Below are 15,740 nucleotides of genomic sequence, written 5' to 3'. Positions count from 1 at the left end.
ATCCGAATGGATTGCCAAAGCGACTCAGGCGTTCCAGCGCGTCAGCAGCCACTCGCCGCTCGACGACTCGCGATGCAGCACCACGATCGCCGCCATCTCCAGCGGCCAGCGCACGCACCGCTCCAGCGACACGCCCAGCGCGCGCGCCGCAACCGTGCGAATCACACCCGCATGCGCCATCGCCCATACCGTTGTGCGCGCATCGGCATGGGTAGCGTCGAGCGATTCGAACCATGCCGTCACGCGCGCATCGAATTGCGCGACGCTCTCGCCGCCGTGATCGCGCGCGTGCAGGAAATTGGCCGCCCACGCGTCGATCTGCGTGCGCTCGATGCCGTCCCAGCGCTGCATCTCCCATGCGCCGAAATCCATTTCCGCGAGGCGCGGGTCTTCGTGCGGCACGAGGCCGCCGTGTTCGCGTGCGAGCACACGCGCCACGCTCGCGCAGCGCGTGAGCGGACTCGTTTCGATGCGCGCGGGCGCGCGCACGCCGAGTGCTTTCAGGCGCGCGGCGATCGACATCGCGCCGCTTTCGGCGTCGGCCGCGAGCGCCACGTCGGAGCGCCCGTAGCAAATGCCCGCCTCGACCGCCACGGCCGGATGGCGGATCAGGACGAGATCCATGCGAGTCCCATGAGGTAGATCGACAGTTCGAAAATCTGCTGTGCGAAGCCGAGGCAATCGCCCGTATAGCCGCCGATGCGTCGCACGAAATAACGCCCGAGCGCGAAGCGCAGCACACCGAGCACGGCGAGCGTCGCCACGCCCGCGCGCCAGTCCGGCCACGCCGGCCAAACGAGCCACGGCAGGCCGAACAGGGCCGCAATCGCCAGCGCGCCTGCCCTCAAACGCTGCGCGACCGGCTTCGCCTTGCCTTCCGGTCGCACATAGTCCAGCGAGGCAAGATAGCTGATCGCCAGCACGCGACTTGCCGCGTGGCCCGCGATCATGAGCGTGGCCGCGCGCAGCGGCGGCAGGAGCGCCAGCGTCTGCCACTTCAGTGCGAGCGATACGACCAGACCGATCGCGCCGAACGCGCCGATGCGCGAGTCGTGCATGATGCGCAGCACATCCTCTTTCTTGTAGCCCCCACCGAACGCGTCGAGACAATCGGCAAGACCGTCCTCATGGAGCGCGCCGGTCACGAGCAAGGTTGCGGCCATCGACAGCAGCACCGCCACGCCCGCGGGAAACACGCGCAGCGCCGCCAGGTAGACCAGCGCGGCCAATGCACCGACCAATACGCCGACCAGCGGAAAATAGCGCGCCGCCGCAGTGAGCCACTGCGGCTCGAAGCCCACCCAGCGCGGCACCGGCACGCGCGTGAAATAGCCGAGCGCCGTAAAGAAGTAGCGCACTTCCATAAACGGCTTCACGGCCGGATGGGCACTCGCGCCCTTATCGACGCCTTTGTCGAATTCGCTCAACGCCCGCGCTCGCTGCGGTCATCCACGCCCGCCGACTCGAAGCTCGCCATCTCGTTGAGGAAGGCCACGGCCGCGCGCAGCAGCGGCACCGCGAGCGCCGCGCCCGTGCCTTCGCCCAGACGAAGATCGAGCGCGAGCAGCTCACGCGCACCGAAATGATCGAGCATGCGCCGATGCCCCGCTTCGTTCGACGAGTGCGCGAACACGCAGTAGTCGCGCACGTGCGGCGACAGCGCGTCGGCCACCACGAGCGCCGAAGTCGCGATAAAGCCGTCCACGAGGATCGCCATGCGCTGGCGCGCCGCTTCCAGATACGCGCCTGCCATCATCGCGATCTCGAAGCCGCCGAACGTTGCGAGCACATCGAGCGGTTCGCGCGCGTTCGCGTGGTGCGCGAGCGCCGCTGCGAGCACGTTGCGCTTTTTCGCGAGCCCCGCGTTATCGAGGCCCGTGCCGCGGCCCACGCATTCGTCGATCGGCACATTGCACAGACGGCTCATCAGGCACGCCGCCGACGAGGTGTTCGCGATGCCCATCTCGCCAAAGCCGATCACATTGGTGCCGAGCGCCGCGTGATGACGCACGCGCGCCGCACCCGCCGCCAGCGCGGCGATGGCCTGCTCGCGCGTCATCGCGGCTTCGTGCGCGAAGTTGCGCGTGCCCTGGGCGATCGGCAGCGAGACCAGCTTCGACGTATCAACGGGCGGCAGCGGCGTAGCCACGCCTGCATCGACGATCTCCAGCTCCAGCCCGCCCACGCCGCTGAACGCGTTGATCGCCGCGCCGCCCGCGAGGAAGTTCGCGACCATTTGCGCCGTGACGGCCTGCGGATACGGGCTCACGCCTTCGTGCGCGATGCCGTGGTCGCCCGCGAACACGATCATCGCGGGACGCTCGATGCGTGGCTTCGTGGTGCGCTGGATCATGCCGAGCTGGCGCGCGAGGGTTTCGAGGCGCCCGAGGCTGCCCGGCGGCTTGGTCTTGGTGTCGATGAGGTGCTGAAGTGTGTCGCGCAGCGAGGTGTCCAGCGGCTCGACAGTGATCAGATCGGAAAGCGTGGTGGTCATAGCGGATTCGGTTCGGGTACGTTGAGTCTGGTTCAGTCGCGTTCTAGCACGAAGGGTTATCGGCTTTCGCGCGTTTCGTAAGTCGGTGAAGCTTGTTCGAGTGCGGGCACGAGCGCCTCGTGCGGGCCGTCGCGGATCAGCACGAGCGGATGGCCGAATGCCTCGCTCGCGCGCGCCGCCGTGAGCACCTCGCGCACCGGGCCCGCGCAACAGCCGCCTTTGCCATCGAGCAACAGGGCATGCGTTGCGTAGCGTCGCGCGAGATTCAGATCGTGACACGACAACACGACCGTGCGCGCCTCCACGCCAACCCATTGGCGCAAGGCTTCGAGGCAGGCGATCTGATGATGCAGGTCGAGATGCGCGAGCGGTTCGTCGAGCAGCAGCAAAGGCGCATCCTGACACAGGACCGCCGCGAGTGCGACGCGCTGGCGCTCGCCGCCCGAGAGCGAAAGCACATCGCGCGCGGCAAATGCTTCGAGGCCGAGCCGCGCGAGCGCGGCGTGCGCGGCGTCGCGATCGACATCGCTCTCCCAACCCCAGCCCGCAAGATACGGATAGCGGTTGAGCAGAACGATATCGAGCACGCTCGCGCTGAAGGCGTCGCGCACATCTTGCGGCATCAGCGCGCGGCGCTGCGCGAGACGGGCCGGTGGCCAGTCGCGCAGGGCGATGCCATCGACTTCGACATGACCCGCCGCGCTCGTGCGCAAGCCCGCGAGCGCCGAGATCAAGGTGGTCTTGCCTGCGCCGTTCGCGCCCGCTACGCACCAGATCTCGCCCGCGCCGAATTGCTGCGTGAGGCCTTCGACCAGCGTGCGTGCGCCCACGCGCAAGGTGAGCGCGTGAGTGGAAAGCAGCGGCGCGATTGTGTTTACTCCGATGCTCATGACGAACGCCTGCGCAGCAACATCCACAGGAACACCGGCACGCCCGCGAGCGCCGTCACGATGCCTACCGGCAGTTGCGTAGGAGCCGCGACAGTGCGCGCCGCGAGATCGGCGGCCATCACAGCGAGACCGCCCGCGAGCGCCGCTGCAGGCACGAGCATGCGCTGGTCGTTGCCGAACGCGAGGCGCAGCATATGCGGCACGACCAGACCGACGAAGCCGATGGTGCCGCCCGTCGTCACGGCGGCGGCCGCCGCGAGCGAGGCCGCGAGATAGACGCCCACGCGCAAACGCAGCACCGGCACGCCGAGCGCCTGCGCGGCGGCATCGCCACGCAGCAGGACGTTCAGACGTGGCGCCACGCTCACGCCGAAAGTCAGCACGAGCGCCAGTGCAATCCACGCGGGCCACGCATTGCCGACGCCGTCGAGGTCGCCCGTGAGCCAGAACAGCATGCCGCGCAGACGCGTGTCGGGTGCGAGCGTGAGCAGCAACGTGATGAGCGCGCCCCACCCCGCCGCCGTCACCGCGCCCGTCAGCAACAGACGCGGCGAGCTGTCCTGCGGCTCGCCGCGCCAGAGTTCGCGGCGCGCGAGGCCTAGCACGAGCAGGATCGACACGAAGGCGCCCGCACAGGCGCTTGCCTGCACCGCCCACCATGCGAGGCCCGCGATCATCGCGATGAGTGCGAAAGCGGCCGCGCCACCCGATACGCCTAAAACGTAAGGCTCGGCGAGCGGATTGCGCAACAGCACCTGTAGCAACGCGCCCGCGAGCGCGAGTAGCGCTCCGCATGCAAATGCGCCGAGCGCGCGCGGCAGACGCAGCGTGCGGACGATATCGCTCGCCATGTCGTACGCGCCGGTGTCCGGCATCAACGCGTGAAGTGCCTGGCCGGGCGTGACCGGCACGCTCCCCACCACGAGCGACACGACGAACACGGCGAGAGACAGCACGACCAGCACGCCCCAGATCGTCACCGCGCGTCGCGCGTGCATCGCTGCGTGCGCCCCCGTAGCGCGCGACGCGTGCGGCGACTGGGGCGGTCGCGGCGCGTGCGCTTGGCGCGGTTCGTCGGGGCTTACGGTTCGCATCGTCGGAAAGGGTCGAGTTCAGGGCGCACGCCTGTCGTGCCCCGCTATTGTCCGTTTTTTTCCGGGTGAGACGAAATGGCCGTAAAAATGGCCGCAATGTGCAGGGGAATGCGTGACAAACCACTGGGTATTCGCTTGCAGCGCGTCGGCGTTTATCGCTGCGCGGCAACATCCTTGCCCCTGTTTTAGCGCACCCGTCGTTCAAGCGCCATTCAAGCGCCATTGTTGCGCTGCACGCGCGATAAACACCGCATCGAAGCCCTGGCAAAACGCATTCCCGCCCCTCGCGGGAATCCGCGTGACAGGCCGCAAACAGGAAGATGCGGGCAAGAAGTAGGGTTGTTACGTCTGGAAACGTCGCGGATGTCGGAATACGCGACAATCCGCGCTAGAATGCCTGTCTTTAGAGGACGCAGCACATGCTCAACGAACTCGAAACACTCTCACAAAACATCGGGCGGCTGATCGAGATCAATCAGCGCCATCATGAAGCACGCGTGGCGCTCGAAGAGCAACTCGCACAATTGCGCGCGCAATGCGAAGCGACGCGCGTCGAACTCGAACAGGTGCGCGAAGAGCGCAACGCGTTGCAGGCCGAGCGCGATGGACTTTCCGCCAAGATCGACGACGCGCAGGTCCGACTGAACGCGATCCTCGAAAAGCTGCCCCGCGCACGCGCGGGCGCAGACCGCGAGAATCAACTCGATCTGCTCGACCCGTCGCAAGGCAACGCCGACGACCATGCCGCTCGCCACGGAGAAAATGCATGACGACCAAACAGATCGAAGCGACGATTCTCGGCCAGAGCTATCGCCTCGCCTGTTCGCCGGAAACCGAAGCTGCACTGCTCGAAGCGGTCGCGCGCGTGGATGCGGAAATGCTGAAGATCCGCAATCACAGCAACGTGCGCGGCACGGATCGTATCGCGGTCATGGCGGCACTTTCGCTCGCTTCGGAACTGCTGCGTCTGCAGACGAGCGTGCGTCACGGCGAAGCATTCCCAGCCGAAGAAATCCGTCGTACAATGCGCCAAATGAATGAACAGCTCGGTGCTGTCATCCAGCAGTACGGTGTGCAGTAAGCGTTTTTCGAAACACAGTATTCGGCCAACAACGCTTCAAACACCGTAGCAGAATGCGTTAGAATGGACTCATCGAAACGTACACGATACGTTTCGAAACAGCGGTACCGCAGAGTGATGACTCAGGTACCCAAAAGTTTTATCAGCTTCCCTGCCTGGTTCGCCAAGGTCATATATTCCTTGAACCAATGCCATGTGCACGGTTGCGGAAATTTGTAGCACGGGTGTGCGCGTCACTAGTCTGATGTACCCGAAGTGCTGCTAACTGCGACCAATTCTGAACCCTCGGTTCAGGATGCCGGCCTAGCGGCTAAGGCGGGGACCTATTCGAACGGCATCGGACATGTGTCCGATGCCGTTTTCCATTGGGGCGCGCTTTTTTGCATCGCGTAGCAAGCGCTGAAATCGCCTCGCGCCCTTCCCACTCCCCTCCACTTCCGACGTTCTTCTTCGACTCATGCGCTACTGGCTGATGAAGTCCGAACCCGACGAAGCAAGCATCGACGATCTCGCGAACGCGGCGCATCAAACACTGCCGTGGACGGGCGTGCGCAATTATCAGGCGCGCAACTTCATGCGCGACACGATGCAGATCGGCGACGGCGTGCTGTTCTATCATTCGAGTTGCCCCGAACCCGGCATCGCAGGTCTCGCGCAGGTGTCGTCGACGCCCTACCCGGACCCCACGCAGTTCGATCCGAAAAGCCCGTACTACGATGCGAAATCCACGCAGGAAAACCCGCGCTGGATGCTCGTCGATGTGGTGTTCAAGAAGAAGTCCTCGCTGATTGCACTCGCGACCTTGCGCGAGCACGACGAACTCGCCGACATGCGTGTGCTCGCCAAAGGCAATCGTCTCTCCATCACACCGGTTACGAAGACCGAATGGGACTTCATCACTAAACGGTTGATGTAACGACACCTGGCAATCGATAAAGATTGCCAGGTGCTCCGCTCTAGCCGGGAACCGCGTGCGCGGCACATCACCTAAAGAACACGCACGGCGCACACACTTTCCCCCCTGCACACGCAGCCGACATGCGCGCGCGAACTTGCGCACAATCATGCGCTCGCGCGGCATGCGTTGGTGTGCGCGCCGCTTGCGAAATCCGTTCTGCAAGGAGCCAAAATGAAGAGAACAACCGCCGTCACGCTCGCTGCCGCTTTCGCCGCTGCCATTCCGCTGGCCATGACGCTCGCGCCGCGCGCCGCGTATGCGCAGAGCGATGCACGCTATCAACCCTCGGGCGTGCTCTCGCTGTCCTCGCAGGCAAGCGCCGAAGTGCCGCAGGACGTCGTCACGATCACGCTGTTCTACGAGCAGGAAGCCAACGATCCGGCCTCACTCACGAACACGCTCAATCAACGCGCCGATGCAGCGCTGCAAAAGGCCAAGGGCGTCGCGGGCGTGACCGCGCGTTCGGGCCAGTTCTCGATCTATCCGTCCACCGATCGCGACGGCCGCATCTCCGCATGGCGCGGCCGCACGGAGGTCGTGCTCGAATCGCATGATTTCGCAGCGGCTTCGAAGCTCGCGGGCGATATCTCGTCGGTGATGCAAGTCGGCAACGTGCAGTTCTCGCTGTCGCCCGAAGCGCAGCGCGCCGCCGAACAGAAGCTCTCGGGTGAGGCTATCGCCTCGTTCCGCGAACAGGCATCGTCGGCCGCGCGTGCGTTCGGCTACAGCAGCTATTCGATTCGCGACGTGAACGTGGGCCACAACGGCGTACCGCCGCGTCCGATGATGATGATGAGCGCACGCGCCGCGAGCGCCGACGCGAAGATGGCGCCCATGCCGCTCGAAGGCGGCACGTCGACCGTGACCGTCAACGTGTCGGGCTCGGTGCAGATGAAGTAAATCGCGCTTCAACGCATCGCGTGCATCATGAAAAAAGCCACGGCAAAAACCGTGGCTTTTTCTTTATCGGAGATGCCGTATCGCTCAGCTCTTCGCACCCACCGCCTGCTGCGCGCCTTCGTTGCGCTTCGCGCGACGATACGCCCAGATCATCAGGAGCACGCCCGCGATGATCATCGGCAGCGAGAGCCATTGACCCATCGACAGACCCAGCGCGAGCAGACCCAGGAAGTCGTCGGGTTCGCGTGCGAACTCCACCGTGAAGCGTGCAAGACCATAGCCGATCAGGAACAGCGCCGAGATCGCGCCCACCGGACGCGGCTTGCGCGCGAACAGGATCATCACGATGAAAAGCGTGATGCCTTCGAGCGCGATTTCGTAGAGCTCGGACGGATGGCGCGGCAGCAGGTGATACTGCGCGAACACTTCGTTCAGATGCCACTGCGCGGCCAGCGCCGGATGCGTCTGCAGCCATGCAGCGTCGTCGTTCGCCGCGCCCGGGAACAGCATCGCCCAGGGCGAATCGGGCGAAGTCACGCGGCCCCACAGTTCACCGTTGATGAAGTTGCCCAGACGCCCGGCGGCGAGCCCGGTCGGCACCATCGGTGCGACGAAGTCCGTCACCTGCAACCACGTACGGCCACGCTGCCACGCGAACAGCACCATCGCGAAGGTCACGCCGAGAAAGCCGCCGTGGAACGACATGCCGCCTTCCCAGACCTTGAAGATGTCGAGCGGGTGCGCGAAGTACCAGCTCGCCTTGTAGAACAGCACATAGCCGAGCCGCCCGCCCAGGATGGTGCCGAGCACGCCGTAGAACAGCATGTCGTCGATGTCCTTGGCGGTCCAGCCCTGCGCGGCCACGAACGGCAGGCGCAGGCGCAGACGGCCGATCACGATCGCGAGAATGAAGCCGACGAGATACATGAGGCCGTACCAGCGCACGGCGAGCGGCCCCAGATGGATGGCGACGGGGTCGAAATTCGGGTGAATGAGCATCGTGAAATGAGTTCTTGCCGGCGATAGGCTTTGAAAGCGGATTGCAGGATGCGCCGCGGTTGGCGACGCCGAAGCCTCACATTATCGCCGACGCGAGCGGCCTCGAACCATTTTGCACGGTTTGCCGACTGAGGCGAGCGTGCGCAGGAAACGTCGGCGAGTTTAAGGGCCAGGTATGAAATCCGCATGCGCGCGCACGATCTCGATGAAAGCCGCCAGCACCGGACTCACCTCCGCTGCGCGCCAGACGAGCCCGGTTTCGATCGTCGGCACCGCTTCGGCGAGCGGCCGGTAGACCACGCCCGTGCGGCGCAGATGGCGCAGCGACTGCGGCACGAGCGCGACCCCCATGCCCGCCGAGACGAGGCTCACGATCGTCTGCATCTGGATCGCTTCCTGCCCCACGCGCGGCGCGAGGCCCGCCGCGCCGTAGCAATCCATGATGGTGTCGTAGAAGCCCGGGGCCAGATGGCGCGGAAACACCACGAGCGGCGCTTCGCTAATCTCGCGCAGGCTCACGGGGGCCTCGCACCAGCCATCCGCCGTCGGGCTCCCAGTGCGGGCGGCCAGCGCCGTGGGCATGGCGATCACCAGCGGCTCGCGTGCGACGCGCAGATACGCCAGTTGCGCCGCATGGCGCGGCGGCACAGGCGCGATCACGAGCCCCGCGTCGATGCGGCCCGCCACTAGTTCCTCGACCTGCACGTCGCTCGTGGCCTCGGTTAGTTGCAGGCGCACACGCGGATAGCGCGCGCCGAAGTCGCGCAGGAGCGCGGGCAGCAAGCCGTAGTCGGCGGTGGAGACGAAGGCGAGCGCCAGCACGCCCGCCTCGCCGCGCGCGAGGCTCTGCGCGAGCGGGCGCAGCGCTTCGGCGGCGGCGAGGAGTCGCCGCACTTCGGGCAGCAGATCGGCGCCCACGGCGGTCAGCTCGACCGAGCGGCGCGTGCGCGCGAACAACTCGACGCCCAGCGTCTCCTCCAGCGCCCGGATCGCCTGCGAGAGCGGCGGCTGGGTCATCGACAGCCGGGCGGCGGCGCGGCCGAAGTGCTGTTCCTCGGCCACGGCCACGAAGTAGCGCAACTGGCGCAGGTCGGGAATCGTCGTGCTCATGCTCTCACTCACTCAAGCGCGTATTGATATGTTTTTCGACTCAATAAGCCACGAATAATATATTGGACATTGTGCTCGCGAGACACCATTCTGTTTTGCACACGTCGGCGCATCTCCAGAACGAAAACGCCCTGCCCGGCGCGCGAACAACAGCCCAACGGAGCCTCCCCATGTCCTACAACCGTCGTTCGAAGCACATCACGCAAGGCGTCGCCCGCTCGCCGAATCGCTCGATGTATTACGCGCTCGGCTACGAGAAGGCCGACTTCGACAAGCCGATGATCGGCATCGCCAACGGCCATTCGACCATCACGCCCTGCAACGCGGGCCTGCAGCGTCTGGCCGATGCCGCCGTGGCCGCCGTCAAGGGCGCCGACGCCAATCCGCAGACCTTCGGCACGCCGACGATCTCCGACGGCATGTCGATGGGCACCGAGGGCATGAAGTACTCGCTGGTCTCGCGCGAAGTGATCGCCGACTGCATCGAGACCTGCGTGCAGGGGCAATGGATGGACGGCGTGGTCGTGATCGGCGGCTGCGACAAGAACATGCCCGGCGGCATGATCGCGCTCGCGCGCATCAATGTGCCCGGGATCTACGTGTACGGCGGCACGATCCGCCCAGGGCACTGGAAGGGGCGAGACCTCACCATCGTGTCGGCGTTCGAGGCGGTGGGCGAATTCACGGCCGGGCGCATGAGCGAGGAGGATTTCGAAGGAGTCGAGAAGAACGCCTGTCCGTCGACGGGTTCGTGCGGCGGCATGTACACGGCCAACACGATGAGTTCGTCGTTCGAGGCGCTGGGCATGTCGCTGCTCTACTCGTCCACGATGGCCAATCCCGATCAGGAAAAAGTCGATTCGGCGGCGGAGTCGGCGCGCGTGCTGGTCGAAGCGGTCAAGCAAGACCTCAAGCCGCGCGACATCATCACGAAGAAGTCGATCGAGAACGCCGTGGCGCTGATCATGGCGACGGGCGGCTCGACCAATGCCGTGCTGCACTATCTGGCGATCGCACATGCTGCGGAAATCGAGTGGAGCATCGACGACTTCGAGCGCATGCGCAAGAAAGTGCCGGTGATCTGCGACCTCAAGCCTTCGGGGCAATACGTGGCGACCGATCTGCATGAGGCGGGCGGCATTCCGCAGGTGCTCAAACTCCTGCTCGACGCAGGCCTGCTGCACGGCGACTGCATGACCATCACGGGGCGCACGATCGCCGAGGAACTGAAAGACGTGCCCTCGAAGCCGCGCGCCGATCAGAAGGTGATCTACCCGATCGACCAGGCGCTCTACAAGGAAGGCCATCTGGCGATCCTCAAGGGCAATCTCGCGGTCGATGGCGCCGTCGCCAAGATCACGGGCCTCAAGAACCCCGTCATCACCGGCCCTGCACGCGTGTTCGACGACGAGCAAAGCGCGATGGAAGCCATCCTCGCCGACAAGATCCAGGCCGGCGATATCGTCGTGCTGCGCTACCTCGGGCCCAAGGGCGGCCCCGGCATGCCGGAGATGCTCGCGCCGACTTCGGCGATCATCGGCAAGGGGCTGGGCGAATCGGTCGGCCTCATCACCGACGGGCGCTTCTCGGGCGGCACCTGGGGCATGGTAGTCGGCCATGTGGCGCCTGAGGCGTTCGAGGGCGGCACGATCGCTCTCGTGCAGGAAGGCGACTCGATCACCATCGACGCACACCAACTCCTGCTGCAACTGAATGTGGACGACGCCGAGCTTGCACGCCGCCGCGCCACGTGGAAGCAGCCCGCGCCGCGTTACACGCGTGGCGTGATGGCGAAATTCGCGGCGCTCGCACGGCCCGCGAACCAGGGTGCGGTGACGGGGTAAGCACTGGCAGCCCTGTCCCGGCGATGCAGATCAGGCGTTCGATAGACAAAAGGGCGCGCGGCCTGGCCGCGCGCCCTTTGCTTCTATAATGCGACGACACAGCCGGCGAGCATGCTGGCGGAGACCAGTATGAAACTGAAGTCGCAAGCGAAGAACAAGACAGCGACGCCGGCCGCCCCGCTGGCACTGGCACTGGCATTGACCTGTGCCGTCGCGGCGCCGCTCGCGCATGCGCAGAACGGCCCGGGCGGCCTCGCGCTCGCGCAGCAACAGAACTGCATGAGCTGCCATTCGGTGACACGCACGTTCATGGGACCGGCGCTGCGCGATGTCGCGGCGAAATACGCGGCCAAACCGGAGGCGCAAACCTACCTCGCGCACAAGATCATGGAAGGCAGCAGCGGTGTGTGGGGCGTGGTGCCGATGCCCGCCAACACGCAATTGAACCCCGGCCAGGCCGCCCTGCTCGCGAGCTGGATTCTCACGCTCAAATGACGAAAAGCGTCGATCGCCCTGGGAGCGATCGACGCTTCGATTTGACGTATCGGTTCAACTGATCAATCGGTCATCAGCGAAGACGGCGCTGAAAGCACGCCTCAGTTGGGAGAGTGCGTGCCGTGCGTCGCGCGTGCAGCCAGTTCCTCGCGCACGGCAGCCTTGACCCAGCCCTTGAGTTCGGTTTCGAGCGCGAGCCCGATCTCGCGCGACACCTGCCCGACGATCCAGTGCGAATGCTCCTGCATTGCGGCGCTGCAACGCTGCTCGATCACGCCGCGTCCTTCGCCGGTGAGCCAGTTCAGCGCGCGGCCGCGCAAACGCTCCACGAGCGCATCGGCATCATGCGCGTAGATGGCGTAGGGGTCTTCGGGGATGGGCGCCGGGCCCAGTGTGGGTTCAGGCACGGCGTGCGCGGCCGCCATCGTTTCGAGCGAAGCCGGCGTCACAGCGGGCTCAACCGCAGACTCAGCAGCAGACTCAGAAGCCAACGCGGCTTCAGGCGCGTGCGCACGCTCGAACGGCGAGCGGGCGCGCAGCAGATTGCCCGGCACGATGATGTCGGTCAAAAGCGGGATCGGCGCCTCTTCGAGGTCATGCAGGTCGGACACGATCGCCTCCTTCGGATTTCGTCTAGCCAATGATCAAGCCGGGCGCAACACTCACGCTCGCAGCGCTCAGCCGCCCTGCTTGTAGTTGTTCAGCGCGTAGCCGCGATCGCGATAGAAGCGATAGCGCTCGCGCCCCGACGCCAGCTCTTCGGGCGTGTCGCCGATCACTTCGAGCAGACGCTCGAAGCGCGCGAACTGCGGCGGCACCACGGCGCCCAGGTTGAGCAGCACGCGATGATGCGGCGCACGCTCGAGGTCCGTGGCCAGCACGATGGGCGTCTGCGCGGCCTGCGCGCTATCGGCCATGCAGTGCGGCACGAACTCCAGCGGCGCAAACGTCCACAGCAGCTCGTCGAACGTGCGCAGACGCGCGGGCTCGGCCAGCACCACTACCTGCTGGTCGGCCTGATACGCCTTGCGCACGAGACGGCACGCATACAGCAGCGCATCGCCCACGTTGGTGTGGAAGTCGATGCGCGTCATGCCGCGTTCCCTGCCTTAACAACAGTCAGGGTCATTGCGCCGCGCGGTCGATGAGGAACTGCGCGAGCAGCGGCACCGGACGGCCCGTTGCACCCTTGGCCGCGCCACCCTTCCAGGCGGTGCCCGCGATGTCCAGGTGCGCCCACGGATACGCTTCGGTGAAGCGCGAGAGGAAGCACGCAGCCGTTACCGCGCCGCCCGGACGGCCACCGATATTGGCCATATCCGCGAAGTTCGACTTGAGCTGGTCCTGATACTCGTCGTCGAGCGGCAGACGCCAGGCGGGGTCGTTCGCTTCGCGCGAGGCGTCGAGCAGCTCGCCCGCCAGCGCGTCGTCCTTCGAGAACAGACCGCTGTTGTGATGGCCCAGCGCAATCACGCAAGCGCCCGTGAGCGTAGCGATGTCGATCACGGCCGCCGGCTTGAAGCGCTCGACATAGGTGAGCGCGTCGCACAGGATCAGACGGCCTTCGGCGTCGGTGTTGAGCACCTCGACCGTGAGACCGGCCATCGTCGTGACAACGTCGCCCGGCTTCGTGGCGTTGCCCGCGGGCATGTTCTCGCAGGTCGGAATGACGCCGATCACGTTGAGCTTCAGGCCCATTTCCGCGACCGCGCGCATCGTGCCGAGCACCGAACCGGCGCCGCACATGTCGTACTTCATCTCGTCCATGCCTTCGCCGGGCTTGAGCGAGATGCCGCCCGTGTCGAACGTGATGCCCTTGCCGACCAGCACGATCGGCGCGGCCTTCGCGGCGGCGCCCTGATAGTGCAGGACGATGAATTGCGGCGGCTCGACCGAACCTTTTGTTACAGAAAGAAACGAGCCCATCTTGAGCGCTTCGATCTGACGCTCGCCGAGCACCTCGGCCTTGAGCTTCCAGTCGCGCGCGAGCTTCTTGGCCGTGGCCGCCAGATAGGTGGGCGTGCAGACGTTGCCCGGCAGGTTGCCGAGGTCGCGCGTGAGGTCCATGCCATTGGCGAGTGCCACGGCCTGCTTCGCCGCGACCTTGGCCGCTTTCTCTTCGGCGGCGTCCACGCTGAAGACGACGCGCTTGAGCGCGCGCTGGGCCACGTCGGGCTTGCTCTTCATCTGCGTGAAGCGGTAGGTCTCGTTGCGCAGTGCGAGAATCGCCGCGCGCACGCCCCATTCGCCGTTGCGTTCCTTGATCGGCAGTTGCGCGAGCGAGAACGTGACCTGGGCGATGCGCGTGCCGAGAATCGCGCGCCAGGCGGCCCGGACGGCTTCGCCGTAGGCCTTCTGGCCGAATGCGTCCTGCTTGCCGAGGCCGACCAGCAGCACCCGCGAGGCGCCGATACCGGACACTTCCGGCAGGAACAAGGTGGAACCGGCCTTGCCGTCCATGTCGCCAGCCTTGACGACGCGGGCAATCGTGCCGCCGAGGGCGCTATCGATCACGAATGCCGGGCCGGAAAGAGTCTGTGCTTCGAAGACACCGACCACGACGCAATCCGACTTGCCGGTCAGGAAGGGGCCTTCCCCGCCTTTGCTCCAATCACAGGCTTTTATGCTAAAGTCCATCGCGCTTGTCCTCGGATAAAATCAGGGCTTAGGATGAAAGCCGCAATTATCCGCTATTTTTCCCGCGGCGGCTCCTGGGTGGTAGCGCAAGCTGCGCGGCGCCCGGCGCAGGCCGCCCGCCCTGCCCATCTAGAATGATCTTCGAACGTTCCCTGCAGCGCGAACTCGCGTACACGGCCGGCGCCGTGTTCATGGTTCTGCTCACGATCATGCTGACGACGATGATGATCCGCATCGTCGGCTTCGCGGCATCGGGCCAGATCGACCCGCGCGACGTGCTGGTCCTGATCGGTCTGACCGTGATCGGCTATCTCGCCGTCATGCTGATCGTCACCCTCTTCGTTTCGATCCTGTTCGTGCTCACGCGCTGGTACAAGGATTCCGAAATGGTGGTCTGGCTCGCCTCCGGTGTGAGCCTGACGCGTCTCATCAAGCCAATCGCCGTGTTCTCCACGCCGATCATCCTGGCGATCGCGTTCTTCGCCTTCATCGGCTGGCCGTGGTCGAATGCCCAGAGCAAGCTGATCCGCGCGCGCTTCCAGCAGCGCGATGAAGTGTCGCTGCTCGCGCCCGGCCAGTTCCGCGAATCGCCCACCACGCACCGCGTGTTCTTCATCGAGAGCATGAGCCCCGACCAGGCGCGCGTGGAGAACGTGTTCGTCACGAGCACGGAAAACGGCAAGGTCAACGTGATCGTCTCGAAGACCGGCCACACGGAAACCAACAAGGACGGCGACCGCTTCATCGTGCTGGAGAACGGCCGCCGCTACGATGGCGAACCGGGTCACCCCGACTTCCGCATCTCCGAGTTCCAGCGCTACGGCGTGAAGATCCAGAGTCAGCCCGTGGTCAATACGCCCACGGCGAGCACGACCTCGACGCCGGATCTGCTGCGTAACCCGAGCAACGACAATCTGGGCGAATTCGCCTGGCGGATGGGTCTGCCGCTCATCGCGATCAATCTGATGCTGCTGGCGATCCCGCTGGCTTACCAGAACCCGCGTCGCAGCCGCACGATCAACCTCGTGATGGCCGTGCTGATCTATCTCACCTATTCGAACCTGCTCAACGTCGTGCAGTCGCAGATCGAGCAAGGCAAGATGTCGTTCGGCTTCGGCATGGTGATCCTGCACATCGTGGTGCTCGCGCTCGTCGCCTTCATTTTCTGGCTGCGTGTGCGCAACCGGCCGCTCTTTACCCGCGCGATGTTCGGCCGCGCGTCGCAGGGGAACTGACCG

The 15,740-nt window shown here is 65.4% G+C and carries 17 protein-coding genes; 7 read left to right on the top strand and 10 right to left on the bottom strand.

Annotated elements, in window-relative coordinates; genetic code table 11:
- Nucleotides 1-24: 24 nt before the first annotated feature.
- Genes cobC through U5782_RS05810 form a run of 5 tightly spaced genes read right to left on the bottom strand, consistent with a single transcriptional unit; the run spans nucleotide 25 to nucleotide 4,382 of the window.
- Nucleotides 25-624, bottom strand: coding sequence for an alpha-ribazole phosphatase (gene cobC / locus U5782_RS05830; protein ID WP_322042874.1), 600 nt, complete (start codon nucleotides 622-624; stop codon nucleotides 25-27).
- Nucleotides 609-1,364, bottom strand: coding sequence for an adenosylcobinamide-GDP ribazoletransferase (locus U5782_RS05825; RefSeq protein ID WP_415914262.1), 756 nt, complete (start codon nucleotides 1,362-1,364; stop codon nucleotides 609-611). Before U5782_RS05825 ends, cobC begins: the two co-directional genes overlap by 16 nt.
- 59 nt (nucleotides 1,365-1,423) lie before the next feature.
- Nucleotides 1,424-2,494 (bottom strand): nicotinate-nucleotide--dimethylbenzimidazole phosphoribosyltransferase, encoded by a 1,071-nt coding sequence (gene cobT / locus U5782_RS05820; protein WP_322042873.1) that lies wholly within the window; start codon nucleotides 2,492-2,494, stop codon nucleotides 1,424-1,426.
- Nucleotides 2,495-2,550: 56 nt separating this feature from the next.
- A complete protein-coding gene (locus U5782_RS05815) occupies nucleotides 2,551-3,384 on the bottom strand; it encodes an ABC transporter ATP-binding protein (RefSeq protein WP_322042872.1) in 834 nt (277 codons plus the stop codon).
- Entirely contained in the window at nucleotides 3,381-4,382 is a 1,002-nt protein-coding gene (locus tag U5782_RS05810) for an iron ABC transporter permease (protein ID WP_322042871.1), read from the bottom strand. The genes U5782_RS05815 and U5782_RS05810 overlap by 4 nt, the downstream gene beginning before the upstream one ends.
- A gap of 515 nt (nucleotides 4,383-4,897) precedes the next feature.
- Here U5782_RS05810 and U5782_RS05805 point away from each other — a divergent pair.
- The 4 genes from U5782_RS05805 to U5782_RS05790 all read left to right on the top strand — a co-directional run bounded on the left by U5782_RS05805 (nucleotide 4,898) and on the right by U5782_RS05790 (nucleotide 7,417).
- On the top strand, nucleotides 4,898-5,248 hold the full coding sequence (locus tag U5782_RS05805) for an ATPase (protein ID WP_322042870.1): 351 nt from the start codon (nucleotides 4,898-4,900) through the stop codon (nucleotides 5,246-5,248).
- The gene (locus tag U5782_RS05800) at nucleotides 5,245-5,559 is read left to right on the top strand and encodes a cell division protein ZapA (RefSeq protein ID WP_322042869.1); all 315 of its coding nucleotides are present in this window, start codon (nucleotides 5,245-5,247) and stop codon (nucleotides 5,557-5,559) included. The genes U5782_RS05805 and U5782_RS05800 overlap by 4 nt, the downstream gene beginning before the upstream one ends.
- A gap of 457 nt (nucleotides 5,560-6,016) precedes the next feature.
- Complete coding sequence (locus U5782_RS05795; protein ID WP_322042868.1) at nucleotides 6,017-6,475, top strand: EVE domain-containing protein; 459 nt, start codon at nucleotides 6,017-6,019, stop codon at nucleotides 6,473-6,475.
- A gap of 213 nt (nucleotides 6,476-6,688) precedes the next feature.
- Nucleotides 6,689-7,417, top strand: a complete 729-nt coding sequence (locus U5782_RS05790) for an SIMPL domain-containing protein (RefSeq protein ID WP_322042867.1) — start codon at nucleotides 6,689-6,691, stop codon at nucleotides 7,415-7,417.
- 84 nt (nucleotides 7,418-7,501) lie between these two features.
- On the opposite strand, the gene lgt is transcribed toward U5782_RS05790, so the two are convergent.
- Both lgt and U5782_RS05780 read right to left on the bottom strand, forming a co-directional pair.
- A complete protein-coding gene (lgt, locus tag U5782_RS05785) occupies nucleotides 7,502-8,416 on the bottom strand; it encodes a prolipoprotein diacylglyceryl transferase (protein ID WP_322042866.1) in 915 nt (304 codons plus the stop codon).
- 162 nt (nucleotides 8,417-8,578) lie between these two features.
- Nucleotides 8,579-9,526 (bottom strand): LysR family transcriptional regulator, encoded by a 948-nt coding sequence (locus tag U5782_RS05780; protein ID WP_322042865.1) that lies wholly within the window; start codon nucleotides 9,524-9,526, stop codon nucleotides 8,579-8,581.
- Nucleotides 9,527-9,696: 170 nt separating this feature from the next.
- Between U5782_RS05780 and ilvD the strand changes: the two genes are divergently transcribed.
- Both ilvD and U5782_RS05770 read left to right on the top strand, forming a co-directional pair.
- Entirely contained in the window at nucleotides 9,697-11,370 is a 1,674-nt protein-coding gene (gene ilvD, locus U5782_RS05775) for a dihydroxy-acid dehydratase (RefSeq protein ID WP_322042864.1), read from the top strand.
- 129 nt (nucleotides 11,371-11,499) lie between these two features.
- Nucleotides 11,500-11,865, top strand: coding sequence for a c-type cytochrome (locus U5782_RS05770; protein WP_322042863.1), 366 nt, complete (start codon nucleotides 11,500-11,502; stop codon nucleotides 11,863-11,865).
- 101 nt (nucleotides 11,866-11,966) lie between these two features.
- Here U5782_RS05770 and U5782_RS05765 read toward each other — a convergent pair whose 3' ends face one another.
- The 3 genes from U5782_RS05765 to U5782_RS05755 all read right to left on the bottom strand — a co-directional run bounded on the left by U5782_RS05765 (nucleotide 11,967) and on the right by U5782_RS05755 (nucleotide 14,502).
- On the bottom strand, nucleotides 11,967-12,476 hold the full coding sequence (locus tag U5782_RS05765) for a DUF2486 family protein (RefSeq protein WP_322042862.1): 510 nt from the start codon (nucleotides 12,474-12,476) through the stop codon (nucleotides 11,967-11,969).
- 66 nt (nucleotides 12,477-12,542) lie between these two features.
- On the bottom strand, nucleotides 12,543-12,959 hold the full coding sequence (locus U5782_RS05760) for a DNA polymerase III subunit chi (protein ID WP_322042861.1): 417 nt from the start codon (nucleotides 12,957-12,959) through the stop codon (nucleotides 12,543-12,545).
- Between the two features lie 31 nt (nucleotides 12,960-12,990).
- Nucleotides 12,991-14,502 carry a leucyl aminopeptidase gene (locus tag U5782_RS05755; protein ID WP_322042860.1) on the bottom strand — a complete coding sequence of 504 codons (1,512 nt, stop codon included), beginning with the start codon at nucleotides 14,500-14,502 and terminating at the stop codon, nucleotides 12,991-12,993.
- Between the two features lie 134 nt (nucleotides 14,503-14,636).
- Between U5782_RS05755 and lptF the strand changes: the two genes are divergently transcribed.
- Nucleotides 14,637-15,737, top strand: coding sequence for an LPS export ABC transporter permease LptF (lptF, locus tag U5782_RS05750; RefSeq protein WP_322042859.1), 1,101 nt, complete (start codon nucleotides 14,637-14,639; stop codon nucleotides 15,735-15,737).
- Nucleotides 15,738-15,740: the final 3 nt, after the last annotated feature.

The sequence above is a fragment of the Paraburkholderia sp. J67 genome, from assembly GCF_905220265.1.
GTDB lineage: Bacteria > Pseudomonadota > Gammaproteobacteria > Burkholderiales > Burkholderiaceae > Paraburkholderia.
Note: the sequence above shows the minus strand (reverse complement) of the source record. Positions and strands in the feature narration are given on the sequence as shown.

What these genes read in the sequence shown, in the direction of transcription:
- U5782_RS05755 (WP_322042860.1), bottom strand. Translation starts at nt 14,502, where the DNA reads ATGGACTTTAGCATAAAAGCCTGTGATTGGAGCAAAGGCGGGGAAGGC.
- U5782_RS05760 (WP_322042861.1), bottom strand. Translation starts at nt 12,959, where the DNA reads ATGACGCGCATCGACTTCCACACCAACGTGGGCGATGCGCTGCTGTAT.
- U5782_RS05770 (WP_322042863.1), top strand. Translation starts at nt 11,500, where the DNA reads ATGAAACTGAAGTCGCAAGCGAAGAACAAGACAGCGACGCCGGCCGCC.
- cobT (WP_322042873.1), bottom strand. Translation starts at nt 2,494, where the DNA reads ATGACCACCACGCTTTCCGATCTGATCACTGTCGAGCCGCTGGACACC.
- ilvD (WP_322042864.1), top strand. Translation starts at nt 9,697, where the DNA reads ATGTCCTACAACCGTCGTTCGAAGCACATCACGCAAGGCGTCGCCCGC.
- U5782_RS05810 (WP_322042871.1), bottom strand. Translation starts at nt 4,382, where the DNA reads ATGCACGCGCGACGCGCGGTGACGATCTGGGGCGTGCTGGTCGTGCTG.
- U5782_RS05790 (WP_322042867.1), top strand. Translation starts at nt 6,689, where the DNA reads ATGAAGAGAACAACCGCCGTCACGCTCGCTGCCGCTTTCGCCGCTGCC.
- U5782_RS05815 (WP_322042872.1), bottom strand. Translation starts at nt 3,384, where the DNA reads ATGAGCATCGGAGTAAACACAATCGCGCCGCTGCTTTCCACTCACGCG.
- U5782_RS05825 (WP_415914262.1), bottom strand. Translation starts at nt 1,364, where the DNA reads ATGGAAGTGCGCTACTTCTTTACGGCGCTCGGCTATTTCACGCGCGTG.
- U5782_RS05795 (WP_322042868.1), top strand. Translation starts at nt 6,017, where the DNA reads ATGCGCTACTGGCTGATGAAGTCCGAACCCGACGAAGCAAGCATCGAC.
- cobC (WP_322042874.1), bottom strand. Translation starts at nt 624, where the DNA reads ATGGATCTCGTCCTGATCCGCCATCCGGCCGTGGCGGTCGAGGCGGGC.
- U5782_RS05800 (WP_322042869.1), top strand. Translation starts at nt 5,245, where the DNA reads ATGACGACCAAACAGATCGAAGCGACGATTCTCGGCCAGAGCTATCGC.
- U5782_RS05805 (WP_322042870.1), top strand. Translation starts at nt 4,898, where the DNA reads ATGCTCAACGAACTCGAAACACTCTCACAAAACATCGGGCGGCTGATC.
- U5782_RS05780 (WP_322042865.1), bottom strand. Translation starts at nt 9,526, where the DNA reads ATGAGCACGACGATTCCCGACCTGCGCCAGTTGCGCTACTTCGTGGCC.
- lgt (WP_322042866.1), bottom strand. Translation starts at nt 8,416, where the DNA reads ATGCTCATTCACCCGAATTTCGACCCCGTCGCCATCCATCTGGGGCCG.
- lptF (WP_322042859.1), top strand. Translation starts at nt 14,637, where the DNA reads ATGATCTTCGAACGTTCCCTGCAGCGCGAACTCGCGTACACGGCCGGC.